Raw genomic sequence first — 17222 nt, 5'->3', positions numbered from 1 at the left:
TGGATTAGCTGATGAACAAACTAGTCGTGAGTCTGCTGTTGACCATGGGTGTCGCAGGTGCGGCCACTGCTGCGCAACCTATCAAAGGCGATGCCGCCGCCGGCCAGGCCAAGACGGCCGTCTGTGGTGCCTGCCACAACCCCGACGGCAATAGCCTGGCACCGAACTTCCCGAAACTGGCAGGCCAGGGCCAGCGCTACCTCGAAAAACAACTGCACGATATCAAGTCCGGCAAGCGCACCGTGCTGGAAATGACCGGCATGCTGGCCGCCTTCAGTGACCAGGACCTGGCCGATATCGCCGCGTACTTTGCCAGCCAGAAGGGCAGCGTCGGGGCGGCCGACCCCAAGCTGGTCGAACGTGGCCGTGCCCTGTTCAACGGCGGCGACCTGGAAAAAGGCCTGCCTGCCTGTACCGGCTGCCACTCGCCAAACGGCGCAGGTATCGCCTTGGCCGGCTTCCCGCACCTGAGCGGGCAGCACGCGCAGTACGTGACCAAGCAGTTGACCGAGTTCCGTGAAGGCGTGCGTACCAACGATGGCGACGCCACGACCATGCGCACCATCGCGGGCAAGCTGAGCAACCACGATATCGAAGCGTTGGCCAGCTACATCCAGGGCCTGCACTGAGGTGGTTGTCGATTTCTTCGCGGCTGAACCCGCGAAGAAATTGGCGCATTAACATTCGGTTAATGTTGTAAGCCAAAGATGAAAGGGCGGCCGGACCGCCCTTTTTTGCGTCCGCAGCCGTTACACTACAGAACTCGGGCCTGGCCCGACCTGTCTCAGGTACAGGTCGCGTCGAGGCGACCCATGAATGCTCAGGAGTAAAGCATGCGTAAACTGATTCTCAGCGCTGCGTTGGTCGCCGCCAGCGTATTCGGTATGACCGCCGTTCAGGCCGCCGAGCCTGTTGCCGGCAAGGAATATATCGAGCTGAGCAACCCTGTTCCGGTTTCCGTGCCCGGCAAGATCGAAGTGGTCGAGCTGTTCTGGTACGGCTGCCCTCACTGCTACCACTTCGAGCCGACCATCAACCCGTGGGCCGAAAAGCTGCCAGCAGACGTCAACTTCAAGCGCGTACCCGCCATGTTCGGTGGCCCGTGGGACGCACACGGCCAGATGTTCCTGACCCTCGAAGCCATGGGCGTCGAGCACAAGGTTCACGCAGCAGTGTTCGATGCCATCCAGAACAAGCGCATGCACCTGACCAAGCCAGACGAAATGGCCGACTTCCTCGCCACTCAAGGCGTGGACAAGGACAAGTTCCTCGCCACCTTCAACTCCTTCGCCATCAAAGGCCAGGTCAACCAGGCCAAAGAGCTGGCGAAGAAGTACGAAATCACCGGCGTACCGAGCTTGGTCGTCAACGGCAAGTACCGCTTCGACCTGGGCACTGCAGGCGGGCCGGAAGGCGTGCTGAAAGTGGCCGACCAACTGATCGACAAGGAGCGCGCCGCTAAGTAAGCGGCGTACCCATGCCCCGCTTCAGAACCACGCGTGGCATTGGCCTGCACCAGCCGCAGGTCAACGAACATCATCTGCAGGCTCCCGGCCTGCCAGAGGATGGTCGCCTGCGGCTGCTCAGTTTCAACATTCAGGTCGGCATCAGCACCGAACGCTACCGGCACTACCTGACCCGCAGCTGGCAGCACCTGCTGCCGCATACCGGGCGTGCCGGCAACCTGCAGAAGATCGGCCAACTGCTCGGTGACTTCGACCTGGTGGCCCTGCAAGAAGCCGATGGTGGCAGCCTGCGCTCAGGCTACATCAACCAGGTCGAACACCTGGCTCACCTGGGTGCCTTCCCCTATTGGTACCAGCAGCTCAATCGCAACCTTGGGCGTTTTGCCCAGCACAGCAACGGCGTGCTCAGCCGCCTCAAGCCGCAACACCTTGAAGACCACCCTTTGCCCGGCCCGTCCGGTCGCGGTGCAATCCTGGTGCGTTTCGGCGAAGGTGAAGATGCGCTGATCGTGGTGATGATGCACCTGGCACTCGGCGCCAAGACCCGCGCCCTGCAGCTCAGCTATATTCGCGAGCTGATCGGCGGCTACCGCCATCAGGTGCTGATGGGTGACATGAATACCCATGCCACCGACCTGCTGGAGCGCTCGCCCCTGCGCGATCTGGGCCTGGTTGCCCCTCAGGTCGAGGCCACCTTCCCCAGTTGGCGCCCGCAACGGTGCCTGGACCATATCCTGCTCAGCCCAACCCTTACGCTTGAGCGTGTCGAGGTGTTGGCGCAGCCAATTTCCGATCACCTTCCCGTTGCCGTCGAGATTCGATTGCCTGATGCATTGACTGTGGATACGCTGCCGGTTTTGAGCTAATTGCCATCACCGTTTGCGGACCTGGGCATGACTGACGACGCTGAGCGCTGGAAAGAGAAATACCTTAAGAGCATCGAGCAGCAAGAGAAGCTTGAGCGCCGTTGGGACGCACGTCTCGACTTGCTGCGTCGCGGGCTTGTGCGCAGCACCCTGGCCGCCGAAGGCAGCGACAAGGTGGTGGACGCGTGCATGAAGGAAATGCGCGAGGTCATCCGCAGCGACAATATGGACGCGGGCCTTGCCGGGCTGATCCCGCGCCTGGAAAAGGCGGTGCTGGACTCCGAGCAGCGCCGGGAAACCCGTATGAACCAGGTCAGCGATGCGCTGACATCGCTGGTGAGCCAGCTGCAAGGCCTGCCGTTGCCCAGCGACATCTCGCGGCCGCTGAAAAAGCTGGCCAAGAAGCTCGATGGTGGGGTCGCCCAGTCACGTGAATTGCCCCCGCTGCTGGGCGAGCTGAGTGGCCTGCAAGGCCGCGCACTCTCTGCCTTGGGCAAGCCCGAGGAAGAGCGACCGGGCTTTTTGCAGCGTTTGTTTGGTGGGCGCGAGAACGAGCAACCCGGCGAAGCTGACGCCGAGGCTACGCTGGCAGCAGCGCCTGCGGGCGTGATGGCAGACGCAGTGCCGCAGCCGGCAGCAGCCCCCGTACAGCGCACAGCCGAAGACCCGCAGCCCGACGATGTGGACGCCCTGCTGCCGTTGCCAGCCCCGCTGACTGAGGCGCAGGCCCCTGAAGGCCCGGCGCTGATCGAAACCGCAGACACGCCGGCCACTCCCCACCCTGAGCCCGTGCCGGACGAGGCGCCCGAGCTGGAACCTGCCCTCATCCCACCTACGGCTGATGCAGAACCTGCCCAGACACTCGAAGAAACCTTCGGCGAAGATGGCCCCTATGCCCTGCCCTATGCGGTAGAGCCGCCCTACAGCCAAGTGGCCGCACACATCGAACAGACCCTGATCGGCCTGCTCGACGACCTCAGCCTGCCCGAACGGCACAAGGCCCAGGCCCTGGAAATGCGCGAGCGGGTGGCACGCGGGCTGAATTGGTATGAGCTGATCCCGGTGCTGGATGACCTGGCGGTGCTGATGTTGGCGATAACCGACAGCGGCCAGCACGAATTCGAGACTTACCTGCAACAGATCAACGAGCGCCTGGAAAGCTTCCAGAGCCACCTGCACGAAGCCAGTGCCGGGCATGCCGACAACAGCAGCGCCGCCCAGGAACTCGATACCCAGCTGCGCAAGCAGGTCGATGGGCTGCAGAGCAGTGTGCAAGGTGCCGCCGATGTGGACAGCCTCAAGCACATCCTGGAAAACCGCCTCGAAGGCCTGCTGGTAACCATGGACGAACACAAGCACGAGCGTGATCGTCGCGAGCAGGAGCTCGCCGGGCGCCTGCAAGGCCTGTCCGAGCGGGTAGCGAACATGGAACACGAGGCGCTCGGCTATCGCGAGCACCTCGAAGAGCAACGGCAAAAGGCGTTGCTGGACCCGCTGACCGGCCTGCCCAATCGCGCGGCCTGGAGCGAGCACCTGGAACGCGAGATGCTCGACTGGCATGAAAGTGGCGGCCATCTGGCCATGGCGATCCTCGACCTGGACCACTTCAAGCGCATCAACGACAACTATGGGCACCTGGCGGGGGACAAGGTGTTGAAGATCGTCGCCGACCAGCTGCGCAAACGCCTGCGAGGGCGCGATTTCATCGCGCGCTACGGCGGTGAGGAGTTCGTGCTGCTGTTCCCGCAGACCTCGCCAGCGGCCGCCGCGCAAATGGCCGAGGTGCTGCGTGCGACCATCGAAGCCTGCCCGTTTCACTTCAAGGGTGAGCGCGTGGTGATCACTGCCTCCATCGGGCTGGGCGCGTTTCGCTCGGGCGAGCGCGGCGACCAGGTGCTCAAGCGCGCCGACACCGCGCTGTACCGGGCCAAGGATCTGGGGCGCAACCGTGTCGAACAGGGGTAAAGTGTTGCCGCAGATTCGCGGCAACCACGCGCCTCTGAGAGCACGTTATACTGTAGCGCTTACACGCTGAGGCCGCTGACGTGCTTTCCACTGTTAAAAAAACACTGCTTACCTGCATGCTTGTTGCTGTCGCGGGCTGCTCGACGGGCCTGCGCATCGACCGCAGCCACCCTTCGGTCAACCAGGACAACCGTATCCAGTTCATCGTCCTGCACTACACCAATGCCTCGCTTGAGCGCTCATTGGCGCTGTTGACCCATGGCGAGGTCAGCAGCCATTACCTGATTGGCGACGGCCCGGCCACGGTCTATCAGCTGGTGGATGAAAGCCGCCGTGCCTGGCATGCCGGTGACAGCCAATGGCAGGGGCGCACCTGGTTGAACTCCACCTCCATTGGCATCGAAATCGTCAACCCAGGGTTCACCGATACCCCTAATGGTCGGGTCTGGCACCCCTACAGCGAAGCCCAGGTGCAGTCCTTGATCGCACTGCTCAAGGACATCATCACGCGTAACAAGATCGACCCCCGGCACATCGTTGGCCATAGCGATATCGCACCTTTGCGCAAGCTCGACCCGGGCCCGTTGTTCCCGTGGAAGCGTTTGGCCGATGCCGGCATCGGTATCTGGCCAGAGGCTAACGCCGTCGCCCGTCAACAAGCCTTCTTCAGCGTCAACCCGCCAAGCGTGGGTTGGTATCAGCAGGAACTGGCGCGGTTCGGCTACGCCATCGCGCAAACCGGTGAGCTGGACGTTGCCACGCGGCATGTGATCGCCGCGTTCCAGATGCGTTTCCGGCCACAACGTTTCGATGGCATGCCCGACGCGCAAACGGCCGCCATGCTGCAGGTGCTCAACCGCATGCGTTGAGCTGAGGCGCCCAACGGCGAGGGCGATTCCTGATCCAGTTGCTATACCTTAGTAATCAACTGGATGCCCTTGATGTCAGCCCTCATCTCCACGCTGCGCCAAATTTTCTACCGTCCCTGGATGCTGGCCTCACTGGCAGCAATGGCCAGCGCCGCGCTGTTGCTCACCGCCAGCATCGGCATTGCCCTGCAGCAGATGAAGCAAAGCGAGAGCGAACAGATGAATGCCCAGGGCGAGCGCTTTCTCGAACGCCTCGAACAGGTGTTCGGCCAGCTGCGTGAAGGGGTGGATATCTTGCAGGCGCAGCCTTTGCGAGGTTGCAACCCACAGATGCTGGCGGCGTTGCAGCAAGTTGGCCTGAGTTCGCGCTTCATTTATGAAGCAGCCTACGTGGACGCCAATGTCGCATGCTCCAACCGGGGTGATGAGCGGGCGTTCGAACCCCTGCGGGCGCCCGACATCAAGGGGCCGACCTACAGCTATTGGCTCAATACCACCACCGAACCCAACGAAAACCTGGCGGCCTTGATGCTGGGGCGGGGCAATTTCGTGGTGTCTACCTCGCGCGGTCACCTGACTGACGTGGTCGACCTGCCGCCTGGTGGCAGCCTGGTGGTGGTGCTGGACAACGGTACGCGGGCCATTCCGGTGCTGGGGCCACCGCAAGTATGGCCACCGCCGTCGGCATGGACAGCCAGCCACAAGTCGCTGTTGGAGCTGAGCGACCGCCTCATCTACCGCATGCCGACCAAATCACCGGACTATCAACTGGTGCTGATCGCGCCGCGCGCCAGCCTGCCCCTGCGCATGAACGGCATGCTCTGGCTGCTGTTCCCCGGCAGCGTGCTGGCCGCCTGTTGCATCGGCTGGTTGGTGCTGCAGTTGATTCTGCAGCGCCGGTCGATGAGCTCGGAGTTGCAGAACGCGTTGCGCCGAGGCGAGCTGCAGGTGCTGTACCAACCGATCATCGAGCTCGACAGCCGGCGCTGTGTGGGTGCCGAGGCCCTGGTGCGCTGGCGCCGCCCTGACGGCACCCTGACCAGCCCGGACCTGTTCATACCCTTGGCCGAAAATACCGGGCAGATCCGCCAGATCACCGATTTTGTCTTGCAGCGGGTGCTCGAACAGCTTGGCCAGCTGCTGCGTTCGCACCGCAACCTGTACATCTCGGTGAACCTTGCCGCGTGCGACGTGATGGTCCCTCGCATCGGCCGGGTCGCAGCGCGGCTGCTGGCCCAGCACCGCGTATCGGCCAGCCAGATCGCTTTCGAGGTCACCGAGCGTGGCCTGATCGACGTGGTGGTAGCCCGTGACAACCTGCAGGCCCTGCGTGCGGTGGGCCATCAGGTATTGATCGACGATTTCGGCACGGGTTATTGCAGCCTGGCCTATCTGCAGACCTTGCCCGTCGACTGCCTGAAAATCGACAAGGCCTTCATCGATGCCCTGGGCCATGACGCCGCCAGCAGCGGCGTGGCCCCGCACATCATCCGCATGGCCCATGACTTGCACCTGAGGGTGATTGCCGAAGGCATCGAATGCGAAGACCAGGCGGTACTGCTCAACAGCGAAGGGGTCAACTATGGCCAGGGCTGGCTGTTCGCCCGCCCGTTGAATGCCCGCCAGTTTGCCGAACTGGTCACCCGCGGCCGGCGCGAGGGGGCTGGGCGGCGGGCCGACGATGAGTCCTGAGGCCCGCCCCGCTGGCTACACCGGCAACGCCATGTAGAACTGGGTGCCCTGCCCCGGGCGGGAAAACACGCCCATTCGGCCGCCGTGCAGTTGCACGATCTCCTTGCACAACGCCAGGCCCAGCCCTGCACCGCCCTTCTTGCGCCCCACCTGTACAAAGGGCTCGAAGATACGCCCCTGCTGCCCATAGGCGATGCCCTCGCCGTTGTCCTCGACGCTGATGATCACGCGCTCGGCATGGCGCCTTGCGTGCAGGCGTATGCGGCCACCACTGGGGGTATGGCGCACGGCGTTGTGCAGCAGGTTGTCCAGTACCCGGTCGAGCTGGGCGACATCGGCCTGGATGCGAGGCAGCGGCAGCTCCAGCTCCTTGATCAGCTCGATCTGCTTGTGTACGGCCTGTTCGGCAAAACGCAGCTGCGCGCGCTCCAGCAGCTCATCGATGGCGCAAGGGGCGAGTTCGAGCTTCTGCAAGCCGCTCTGGTAACGAGAGAAGTTCAGCAGGTCGTTGATCAGCTGAGTCAGGCGCTGCATTTCTTCGCCGATGGTTTCGAGCAGGTCGTACTCGCGCGCCTCGGGTGGGAACTTGACCCGCTCACGCAGCAGGCCGAACGCCATGTGCATGCCTGTGACCGGTGTGCGCAGTTCGTGCGAGGCTCGCAGGACGAACTCGCTGCGCACGCGCTCGAAGGCCCGCTGCTCGGTCACATCGTGCAGCACCATCACCGCGCCCAGAATCGGCCCCTGAGGGTGGCTGACCGGTGTCAGGCTATAGGTCAGCAGGCGGGTTTCTTCATCGACGTCGATGTTCAGGTCGTCTGGCGGGCGATCGAGGCTGCCACCGCGCAGCACCTGGCGCAGCTGCTGCTCCAGCTCCGGGCGCTGCAAGGCTTCGGCCAGGGTGCTGCCAAGGCGGCTGTCGTTCCAGCCCAGCTGGCGTTGGGCCACGGGGTTGAGGTGTTCCAGGCGGCCCTGCCGGTCGATGATCAGCAGGCCATCGTCGATGCTGTCGAGCACGGCCTGCAGGCGTTGCTGGCCGGCCAGCAGCTCATCGACGTTGGTGGCCTGGTGCTTGCGCAAGGCGTCGGCCATCAGCCCGAAGCGGCGGGTCAGCTGGTTGAGCTCGCTGGCCTGGGTGACTGGCAGGGTGACGTCGAAGTTGCCCTTGCCGAGTTGATCGGCCGCCTTGGCCAAGGCTTCGATCGGTTGGCCGAAGCGTCGCGCGATGTTGTGCGCGGTGACAAAGCCCAATACCAGTATCGCCAAGCCCATCAGGCCGAGCACGCCGCTGACCAGCAAGGCGCGATCACGGGTACGTTCTTCACTGCGGGTGATGTGTTCCAGCGCCTGTTTGTGCGAATCGATGAGGTCGGTGCGTAGCTGGTTGAAGGCTGCCCCCAGTGGCTCGTCGCTGCCCATGCTGCGTGCAGGTGCGGGGCTGTCGCGGTAGGCCCGGAGGAAGGTCTGGTAATTGCTGCTGGCCTTGCTGAAACCGGTGCGTTCACCGCCTTGTTCGAGCCCTTGGTCGAGCAGCGCCTGGAAGTTGTCCTGCAACAGCCGCAGGTTTTGCGGCGCGGTGTTCTCGTCGAGGATCAGGGTCAGCTGTTCGCCAAGGTTTTGCCGCAGTTTCAGTCCCACTTCCAGCGCGTGGGTGGTGTCCCGTACCAGTTGCTGTTGCACCGTGGCCATCTGTAGCACGCTGACCAGGCCCAGCATCAGGCCCAGCAGGGCCACTGTGACCAGCGCCGAAATGCTGAGGAAAAGCCGCGTACGCAGCTTCATCTGCCACTTCATAGGTTGTACTGCTTGCGTTTGCGATACAGGGTCGAGGCATCGATGCCCAGGGTCTTGGCGGCCTGGTCGAGGGTATCGCTGGCGGCCAGCACGGCGCCGATATGCGCGCGCTCCAGCTCATCCAGGCTCAATGCCGCGCCCACGCGGGGCGCGTTGCCTGCCGGCTGTTCGCCCATGCCCAGGTGGCTGATCTCCACGCGCTCCTGCGGGCAGATGATGCTGGCGCGCTCCACGACGTTGCGCAGTTCACGAATGTTGCCGGGCCAGCGGTAGTTGAGCAGGGCAGCCCTGGCCTCGTCGCTGAAACCACGGGCGGGCCTGGAGTATTCCTTGACGAAGCGGGCCAGGAAACGATCGGCCAGGGTCAGGATGTCTTCGCTGCGTTCGCGCAGCGGCGGCAGGTGCAAGGTGATGACATTGAGGCGGTACAGCAGGTCTTCGCGGAAGCGGCTTTCGCGCACCATCTCTTCAAGGTTGAGGTTGGTGGCGGCGAGAATGCGCACATCGGCCCGGCGGGTGACCGGGTCGCCGACACGCTCGTACTCCTTGTCCTGGATGAAGCGCAGCAACTTTGGCTGCAAGGTCAGCGGGAAGTCGCCGATTTCATCGAGGAAGAGCGTGCCCCCGTCGGCCTGGCTGACGCGGCCAAGGGTGCTCTCGCTGGCGCCGGTGAAGGCGCCGCGGGTATGGCCGAACAGCTCGCTTTCCATGAGCTCGGCATTCAGCGAAGGGCAGTTGATGGTGACGCAGGCTTTGCGCGCCCGCTTGCTCCAGCCATGAATGGCACGGGCCAGTTCACCCTTACCGGTGCCGGACTCGCCGAGGATGAGGATGTTGGCGTCGGTGGTGGCGACCTGACGCGCGGTTTCCAGCACCGCCATCATGGCCGGGCTGTGCGAGTCGAGGCCGTCCTTGGGCTTGCGCACCTCGCCTTCAAGGGCTTCGAGTCGCGCCGACAGCTGGCGCACTTCCAGCTGCTTGGCGGTCGCCAGGCGCAGTTGATCGGGGCTGCAGGGTTTGACCAGATAGTCGGCGGCACCGGCCTGGATAGCATCCACCGCCGTGTCGATCGCCGAATGCGCGGTTACGATCACCACGCGCATCCACGGGGCCTGGATACGCATCTGCGCCAGCACGTCGAGGCCGTTGTCCTCGCCCAGGCGCAGGTCGAGGAAGCACAGGTCGAACACCTGGCGTTGCAGCAGGGTTTCGGCCTGTGCGGCGCTGTTGGCGGTGGCCACGCTATAGCCTTCGTCTTCGAGGCAGTAGCGGAAGGTGCGCAGGATCGCGGACTCGTCATCCACCAGCAGAATGCGGCCTTGCTTGTCCTGGGCTGATTCCATTTCCTGCGCTCCTTAGGATAGATCTTCAATTAGTGTGGGAAAAATCGGGCAAGTTGCATGGTCAATTCTGAAGGATTCTGTCCTTTGCATGCTAGCCAATGGCCAAACAATGCCCTTGAGCCGCGATATCTCGATGATTTGCTTAGAGGTGCGCGATGGCACATTGGTTGCGACTATTTTCTGTTTTTGCCAACAAAGGAGGCACTGCCATGCCCTTTTTCCCACGACTGGCCGTGTTGGCGGCCACTTTGCTGCCGGTTTTTAACCCGGCATTCGCTGACCCTGTGCAGGACGCCCGCCTGGAGGGCTCGCTGCAAACAGCCCTGTCGCTCAACCGCATGCTCAACCCCTTTCGTATCGATGTGGTGGTAGACGGCAAGCAGGCGCGGCTATCGGGTGAGGTCGAAAACACTGTCGAGCGCCAGTTGGCCGAGCATGTCGCCTTGGCCACCCGCGGCATCGAACAGGTCGACAACCAGTTGCAGGTCAATGCCCAACTGGTGGAGCGCCCGCTCGAGCTGCGTGCCTATGCCCAGCGGCTGGAGGATGCAACGTTGGCGGCGGTGATACGCGCACGGCTGCTGTGGAGCCGCACCACCGAGAAGGCGCCTATAGAAGTGCAAAGCAGCGAAGGCGTAGTGACGCTGCGCGGCAGGGTCGACAGCGCAGAGGCCAAGGAGTTGGCCGGCGTAGTGGCGCGCACCACCGACGGGGTGCACCTGGTCAACAACCTGGTCAGCCTGGACACCGCCGCCATGGCCAAGGCACGCGACAACCCGGTAGGCGCGCCGACCGGGCCGCAGCCTAGCGACAGCTGGATCGTCGACAAGATCCAGAACAGCTTCCGTTTCAGCCGCAACCTCGATGGTCTGAACCTCAAGGTCGCCAGTGAGGAGGGCCTGGTGCGGCTGTCGGGCGAAGTGGTCAGCAGCGAGCAGAAGACCATTGCTGTCGAGATTGCCCGGCAGATCATTGGCGTGCGCGGTGTGGACGCCGATCTGCTCAAGGTGGCGACCAAGGTCGAGGGCTGATCGTGCAATTCGCACGACGCCTCAGGGGCCATCGTGCAGGATACGTCCTTCGGTGCAATGTGTGATTGGTTTAAGTGTTTGATTTAAAAGGATTTTTTAATGATGCAAAGGCTGGCATGCAGGCTGCAATTACCTGTTCAGGTTTGAACAACAATTACAGCAGGAGGAGCCGGCATGAACCGCCAATCCGTCAACCGCTCGCAGAACGTCGCACTGCCTTTGCGCCAGTTCCTGTTACTGGGGATGGCGCTGCTGCTGACCTTGGCCGCTGGCCTCTTCTACTACAGCTGGCAGACCGCGCGTCTGGCGGAGCAAGTGGCGGCACAGACCGCGCTTCTGACGCAGATTCAGGCAACCCGTGCCACCAGCCTCGTGAAGGCAGCCGACCCGCTGCCATCGAGCAATGCCACCGCTTCACCGGCCACCCTGGAAAACGTCGTGCCACAGGATCGCTGGGTGTTCTGAGCCTGTGCTGTACCCCAAGGCCGGATTGATTTCAAAAAAGAAAGGAGAACCACCATGCTGAGTTGGGCTATCACTTTCCTCATCATCGCCATTGTCGCCGCCGTACTGGGCTTCGGTGGTATCGCTGGCGCGGCCACGGGTATCGCGAAGATCCTGTTCATCGTCTTCCTGGTCCTGTTCGTAGCCTCCTTCTTCTTTGGACGTGGTCGAGGTTGAAGATGCACAGGAAGCTTTGCACAGCCCTGGCTGCCGCCTGCTTGCTGGGCGGCAGTGCAGCGGCGATGGCGGCCAATGACGGCCAGGTCCGGGTCGATCAGTTGCTCGGCTCGGACCCTGAATACCGGGAAACCTGGCAGGACACGATCAAGGGCGAGGAGCGCCTGCCCGATTGGGTAGTCAACCTCACCGGCAGTGCCCAGGAGCAGATGTCGGCAGTCACCGAGGACGGCGACCAGTATCTGGTCGGGCCCTTGTGTGAAACGGCGCAAAACTGCACCTACAAGCGTCTGGTCGTGGCGTTTAGCTGGGACAAGGACCAAGCCTACGGGATGCTCGTAGAGGTGCCCGAGGGCTTGCCGAGCGACAAGTCGCCTACCCGTCATGCGCAGTACCGCTTTATTGGCGAACCGGATGATGGCATGCAGGCGATGTTGCGCGAGCAACTCAAGCGTGACCCGAAGTGGTACTGAGCTTTTATAAGCCGTTACCGATGAACGGTTATGCACTGTCACGTAATAGAAGCTGAACCTTTTTATATTTCAGCCTTCTATGATGCGCCGCCCCGAGGAGGGGCAGCACATGACCAAGGGGCCGGGCTGTTCTGACTGTTGCAGGGTCGGAGTGGCCTAGGGGTACAGGGAGTGCCTCCAGCAATGGGCCGGGTCAGGAAAGGCGGAATCGGAAGCCTCAGGTCGGTGGTGTCATCAGGGATACCATGTGCCGACCTGACTTCCGAGGAGCCAATGAGGAGCCGTCAAGGCAATCAGGCAAATTACCCTTCTTGCGTGTTTTCCCCTCAAAGACACATTTTGTCTCGACCGTACATCAACTTTTTTTCGCCCGCCAGGGTGCCCTCGCAAGTGGCATTTCGGCCATTCGGATTGTCGAACAAGCCATCTATCCCCCTTCGCACACGCTGCCAAATCTGCCTAAAAATGGCGCTTTGGTCTTGTTCGGGATTCCGAACGTTATAAATCAAGCACTTGCGACATGCCATTTTTAGCGCAAAACACTATGCAGTATCGGCATAGGGTATGCGTTTCCGGCATTAGATTTCCCCCTTCCCCATCGCAATAGTTGCCGCCTTTTCGCTGGCCCGAGCGCCCTGTCGCTCGCTCGCGGTGTCCTTGCATGAGGCCACCGGACGGAAGCTTTTCGCTCACCGTGACGTTGCCAACGGCTCTGTTACGCGCGTTTTCGTCCGGCGCCCATGACCACTAGAACAAAGGGTAAAGACATGAAGAAGGCAAAACTGAGCCTCGCCTGGCAGATCGTTATCGGTCTGGTCCTGGGCGTTGCAATCGGCGCGCTACTGAATCATTTCAGTGCGGAAAAGGCATGGTGGATCAGCAACGTCCTCCAGCCCGCTGGTGACATCTTCATTCGCCTGATCAAGATGATCGTCGTTCCGATCGTGATCTCGTCGCTGATCGTGGGCATCGCCGGGGTTGGCGACGCGAAGAAACTGGGCAGCATCGGCCTCAAGACCATCCTCTACTTCGAGGTGGTGACCACCATCGCCATCGTCGTCGGCCTGGTGTTGGCCAACCTGTTCCACCCGGGCGCCGGCATCGACATGAGCACCCTGGGTACCGTGGACATCTCCAAGTACCAGGCCACTGCGGCCGAAGTGCAGCATGAGCATGCATTCATCGAAACCCTGCTCAACCTGATCCCGTCGAACATCTTCGCGGCGCTGATGCGTGGCGAAATGCTGCCGATCATCTTCTTCTCGGTGATGTTCGGCCTGGGCCTTTCGAGCCTTCAGGCAGAGCTGCGCGACCCGCTGGTGCGTACCTTCCAGGCCGTGTCGGAGACCATGTTCAAGGTCACCCACATGATCATGAACTACGCCCCGATCGGCGTGTTCGCCCTGATCGCCGTCACCGTCGCCAACTTCGGCTTCAGCTCGCTGCTACCGCTGGCCAAGCTGGTGCTGCTGGTGTACTTCGCCATCGCCTTCTTCGCCTTCATGGTGCTGGGCCTGGTGGCTCGCGTGTTCGGCTTCTCGGTGATCAAGATCATGCGCATCATGAAAGATGAGCTGATCCTGGCCTACTCCACCTCCAGCTCCGAAACCGTGCTGCCGCGGGTGATCGAGAAGATGGAGAAGTACGGCGCGCCGAAGTCGATCTGCTCGTTCGTGGTGCCGACCGGCTACTCGTTCAACCTCGACGGTTCGACCCTGTACCAGAGCATCGCGGCAATCTTCATCGCCCAGCTGTACGGCATCGACCTGTCGTGGAGCCAGCAGCTGCTGCTGGTGCTGACCCTGATGGTCACCTCCAAGGGTATTGCCGGTGTACCGGGCGTATCGTTCGTGGTGTTGCTGGCGACCCTGGGCAGCGTGGGCATCCCGCTGGAAGGCCTGGCCTTCATCGCCGGTGTCGACCGCATCATGGACATGGCCCGTACCGCGCTGAACGTGGTCGGCAACGCCCTGGCCGCGCTGGTCATCGCACGCTGGGAAGGCATGTACGACGCTGCCAAGGGCGAGCAGTACTATGCCTCGCTGATGGCCGACAAGCAGGAAGCCGTGGTGGTTGGCGAAGCCGCCAAGCGCTGAAGCTGATGCGTTGAACAAAAAGCCCCGACTTGTCGGGGCTTTTTGTTGTGTGGGGGATTGTGGGGGGGCGCGTTGCGCCCCTTTCTAGGGACTGCGTCTTGTGTGGGCGCCTGCAATCTCCGTTATCATTCGGGCACTTTTCAGGGGGAACAATCGGATGCTCAACGGCCTTTGGCTCGGCTTTTTCCTGGTGGCGGCCGTCTCCGCCCTGGCCCAGTGGCTGATCGGCGGCAACGCCGGCATCTTCGCCGCCATGGTCGAGAGCATCTTCGCCATGGCCAAGCTGTCGGTGGAGGTGATGGTCCTGTTGTTCGGTACCCTGACCCTGTGGCTGGGCTTTCTGAAAATCGCCGAGAAGGCCGGTATCGTCGAGTGGCTGGCCAAGGTTCTCGGCCCGCTGTTCGCCAGGCTGATGCCCGAGGTGCCGCCGGGGCACCCGGCCCTGGGCCTGATCACCATGAACTTCGCGGCCAACGGCCTGGGGCTGGACAACGCAGCCACGCCGATCGGCCTGAAGGCCATGCGTGCGCTGCAGGAGCTGAACCCCAGCAGCAGCACCGCAAGCAACGCGCAGATCCTGTTCCTGGTACTCAATGCGTCGTCGCTGACCCTGTTGCCGGTGACCATCTTCATGTACCGCGCGCAGCAAGGCGCGACCGACCCGACGCTGGTGTTTCTGCCGATTCTGCTGGCTACCAGCGTGTCGACCTTGGTGGGCCTGCTGTCGGTGGCGGTGATGCAGCGCCTGCGCCTGTGGGACCCGGTGGTGCTGGCCTACCTGATCCCCGGTGCATTGCTGCTGGGCTGCTTCATGGCCTTCCTCGGCACCTTGTCGGCGGCTGCGCTGGCGGGCCTGTCGTCGATCCTTGGCAACCTCACGCTGTTCGGCGTGATCATCCTGTTCCTGGTGATTGGTGCGCTGAAGCGGGTCAAGGTGTACGAAGCCTTTGTCGAAGGCGCCAAAGAAGGCTTCGATGTGGCCAAGAGCCTGCTGCCCTACCTGGTGGCCATGCTCGTGGCAGTCGGCGTACTGCGCGCCTCGGGCGCGCTGGAGCTGGCGCTGGACGGCATTCGCCATGCGGTGAACTGGATGGGCATGGATACCCGCTTCGTCGAAGGCCTGCCCACCGCGCTGGTCAAGCCGTTCTCGGGCAGTGCGGCGCGGGCCATGTTGATCGAGACCATGCAGACCCACGGTGTGGACAGCTTCCCGGCACTGGTCGCGGCGACCGTTCAGGGCAGCACCGAGACCACCTTCTATGTGCTGGCGGTGTACTTCGGTGCCGTGGGCATCCAGCGGGTACGCCACGCGGTCGGTTGCGCCCTGCTGGCCGAATTTTCCGGCGTGGTCGCGGCGATCTTGGTCTGCTACTGGTTCTTCGGCTGAGCCTGGACCTGAGCTTGGGCCTGCGTGGCCTGGGTGACGGTCCAGCTGACCACCTGCCCGACCAGTTGGTCGCTGGCGCCGCCGAAGCCTGCCACCACCGCCGAAACCTGCCTGGCGGCCAGCGGTTGGCGGATCTCGAAGCGTTTGCTGGCGAGGATACGCTGGCTGCGCCCCTGGACCAGACGCGCATCGTAGCGAATCACCACCTCCACGGCCCCGTCCGGGCGGTACTCACTCTGAAACGCCTGCAGCTCGCCGGCCAGCTCGTAGTCGGCCTGCAGGTTGCTGTCATCGGCGCTCAGGCGTTGAACCTGGCCGTCACGCTGGAAGCCATCGAGCAGGCGGTTGCGTAGCAGCACTGGCGCGGCGTCGCTCCAGCGTGCGCCCTTGTAGCTGCTGACCACGTCTCCCTGTGGGATCACCGCGATCCGTGGGCCGGCCAGTACTTCGCTGGCCAGCGGTTTGTTGAGCCGTAGCGACCAGTCCAGCGGCGCGGCAACGCGGCTGGGTTGGTTCACCGGCAGGCGATACAGGTCCACGGGTTCGCTTTGCGGCAGGATCGAGCAGGCACTGGCCAGGCTCACCGCGGCCGCCAGGGCCAACAGGCGCAGCGATGCGTTCATGGCTGGAACTCCTTGTTGTTGTCGCGTCCGAGCAGGTAGCCGCTCGGGTCGGCCTCCAGCTGCCGGGAAATGCCCTTGAGTGCGTTGAGGGTTTCGCGCAGCTCGCGGATGGCGGGGGTTAGCTGGTTCAGGCCCTGGGCACCGTCACCGATGGCCTCACTGTTGTTCTTGAGCAGCGCATTGATGGTCGCCGTGCTTTCGGCCAGCGACTGCATGGCCTGCTCGGCGCTGCCGATGGCCTGTTTGCCCTCGCTGCCGAGCAGGCCGTTGGCGTTGCGCATCAGTGCCTGGGTTTCGGCCAGGGTGGCGCTGGCCTGTTTGCCGACCTGCACCAGTTGCGTGATGGCCTCGGCAATACTGCCGTGCTGGCCGGCGAAGGCCCCGGTGGTCTTGTCGAGATTGGCCAGGGTGCTGCTGAGGTGGCCGATGTTGTCTTCCGAGAACATCAGGTTGGCGTTGTGCAGCAGCAGATTGATGTTGGTAACCAGGTCGCTGCTGTCGTTGAGCAGGCGCGAGATTGGCGAAGGCGAGGCGATGATCACCGGCAGCTTGCCATCCTTGCCCTTGAGCTCGGGGCTATGCGGCGTGCCGCCGCTGAGCTGGATGAACGCGTTGCCGGTGACCCCGGCCAGGGTCAGCTTGGCCTGGGTATCCTCCTTGACCGGCGTGTCGCCGCTCAGCCGTACCCGGGCCAGCACGCGGCGAGGGTCCTTCGGGTCCAGGCGCAGGGTCGACACGTCGCCCACCTTGATGCCGTTGTACTGCACCGGGCTGCCGCGGGACAGGCCCGAGACGGCTTCGTTGAACACCACTTCGTAATCCTTGAAGGCATCGTCGACACTGGACTTGGTCAGCCACAGGCCAAACAGCATGGCACCGGCCACCACCAGGACGGTGACCAGGCCGATGAGGACGTGATGTGCTCGGGTTTCCATC

At 62.9% G+C, this 17222-nt stretch carries 15 protein-coding genes and 1 pseudogene; 12 read left to right on the top strand and 4 right to left on the bottom strand.

Features of this window, described 5'->3' with window-relative positions; translation table 11 throughout:
* The first annotated feature begins 11 nt into the window (after positions 1-11).
* The 6 genes and pseudogenes from NP534_RS03580 (at position 12) to NP534_RS03555 (ending at position 6858) form a co-directional block, all read left to right on the top strand.
* Entirely contained in the window at positions 12-629 is a 618-nt protein-coding gene (locus NP534_RS03580; protein WP_033702531.1) for a c-type cytochrome, read from the top strand.
* Positions 630-833: 204 nt separating this feature from the next.
* A complete protein-coding gene (gene dsbA, locus NP534_RS03575; RefSeq protein WP_274097798.1) occupies positions 834-1466 on the top strand; it encodes a thiol:disulfide interchange protein DsbA in 633 nt (210 codons plus the stop codon).
* A gap of 33 nt (positions 1467-1499) precedes the next feature.
* Positions 1500-2332 (top strand): annotated as a pseudogene (locus NP534_RS03570) (endonuclease/exonuclease/phosphatase family protein).
* A gap of 27 nt (positions 2333-2359) precedes the next feature.
* The gene (locus NP534_RS03565) at positions 2360-4297 is read left to right on the top strand and encodes a GGDEF domain-containing protein (protein ID WP_274097797.1); all 1938 of its coding nucleotides are present in this window, start codon (positions 2360-2362) and stop codon (positions 4295-4297) included.
* 80 nt (positions 4298-4377) lie between these two features.
* On the top strand, positions 4378-5166 hold the full coding sequence (locus NP534_RS03560; protein WP_274097796.1) for an N-acetylmuramoyl-L-alanine amidase: 789 nt from the start codon (positions 4378-4380) through the stop codon (positions 5164-5166).
* Positions 5167-5238: 72 nt separating this feature from the next.
* Complete coding sequence (locus tag NP534_RS03555) at positions 5239-6858, top strand: EAL domain-containing protein (RefSeq protein ID WP_274097795.1); 1620 nt, start codon at positions 5239-5241, stop codon at positions 6856-6858.
* Positions 6859-6873: 15 nt separating this feature from the next.
* Here the strand turns inward: NP534_RS03555 and NP534_RS03550 are convergent, their stop codons facing one another.
* Both NP534_RS03550 and algB read right to left on the bottom strand, forming a co-directional pair.
* Complete coding sequence (locus NP534_RS03550; RefSeq protein ID WP_274097794.1) at positions 6874-8652, bottom strand: KinB sensor domain-containing domain; 1779 nt, start codon at positions 8650-8652, stop codon at positions 6874-6876.
* A complete protein-coding gene (algB, locus tag NP534_RS03545) occupies positions 8649-9995 on the bottom strand; it encodes a sigma-54-dependent response regulator transcription factor AlgB (protein ID WP_186655300.1) in 1347 nt (448 codons plus the stop codon). The genes NP534_RS03550 and algB overlap by 4 nt, the downstream gene beginning before the upstream one ends.
* A gap of 209 nt (positions 9996-10204) precedes the next feature.
* Between algB and NP534_RS03540 the strand changes: the two genes are divergently transcribed.
* The 6 genes from NP534_RS03540 to NP534_RS03515 all read left to right on the top strand — a co-directional run bounded on the left by NP534_RS03540 (position 10205) and on the right by NP534_RS03515 (position 15663).
* Complete coding sequence (locus NP534_RS03540) at positions 10205-11026, top strand: BON domain-containing protein (protein WP_274097793.1); 822 nt, start codon at positions 10205-10207, stop codon at positions 11024-11026.
* 174 nt (positions 11027-11200) lie between these two features.
* The gene (locus NP534_RS03535; protein ID WP_033702541.1) at positions 11201-11491 is read left to right on the top strand and encodes a hypothetical protein; all 291 of its coding nucleotides are present in this window, start codon (positions 11201-11203) and stop codon (positions 11489-11491) included.
* Between the two features lie 54 nt (positions 11492-11545).
* Positions 11546-11707, top strand: a complete 162-nt coding sequence (locus tag NP534_RS03530) for a DUF1328 domain-containing protein (RefSeq protein ID WP_003252966.1) — start codon at positions 11546-11548, stop codon at positions 11705-11707.
* Positions 11708-11709: 2 nt separating this feature from the next.
* The gene (locus tag NP534_RS03525; protein ID WP_274097792.1) at positions 11710-12180 is read left to right on the top strand and encodes an inhibitor of vertebrate lysozyme family protein; all 471 of its coding nucleotides are present in this window, start codon (positions 11710-11712) and stop codon (positions 12178-12180) included.
* 767 nt (positions 12181-12947) lie between these two features.
* Positions 12948-14276: a glutamate/aspartate:proton symporter GltP gene (gene gltP, locus NP534_RS03520; RefSeq protein WP_274097791.1), complete on the top strand. Its 1329-nt coding sequence runs from the start codon at positions 12948-12950 to the stop codon at positions 14274-14276.
* A 157-nt stretch (positions 14277-14433) separates the two neighbouring features.
* On the top strand, positions 14434-15663 hold the full coding sequence (locus NP534_RS03515; protein ID WP_033702545.1) for a nucleoside recognition domain-containing protein: 1230 nt from the start codon (positions 14434-14436) through the stop codon (positions 15661-15663).
* Here NP534_RS03515 and NP534_RS03510 read toward each other — a convergent pair.
* Both NP534_RS03510 and NP534_RS03505 read right to left on the bottom strand, forming a co-directional pair.
* The gene (locus tag NP534_RS03510) at positions 15645-16286 is read right to left on the bottom strand and encodes an ABC-type transport auxiliary lipoprotein family protein (RefSeq protein ID WP_274097790.1); all 642 of its coding nucleotides are present in this window, start codon (positions 16284-16286) and stop codon (positions 15645-15647) included. The two genes, NP534_RS03515 and NP534_RS03510, sit on opposite strands and share 19 nt — an antisense overlap.
* The gene (locus NP534_RS03505) at positions 16283-17221 is read right to left on the bottom strand and encodes an MlaD family protein (RefSeq protein ID WP_274097789.1); all 939 of its coding nucleotides are present in this window, start codon (positions 17219-17221) and stop codon (positions 16283-16285) included. Before NP534_RS03505 ends, NP534_RS03510 begins: the two co-directional genes overlap by 4 nt.
* Position 17222 lies beyond the last annotated feature (1 nt).

Source organism: Pseudomonas sp. 39004 (assembly GCF_028682155.1).
GTDB lineage: Bacteria > Pseudomonadota > Gammaproteobacteria > Pseudomonadales > Pseudomonadaceae > Aquipseudomonas > Aquipseudomonas capeferrum.
This window is presented reverse-complemented; position numbering and strand designations above follow the sequence as displayed.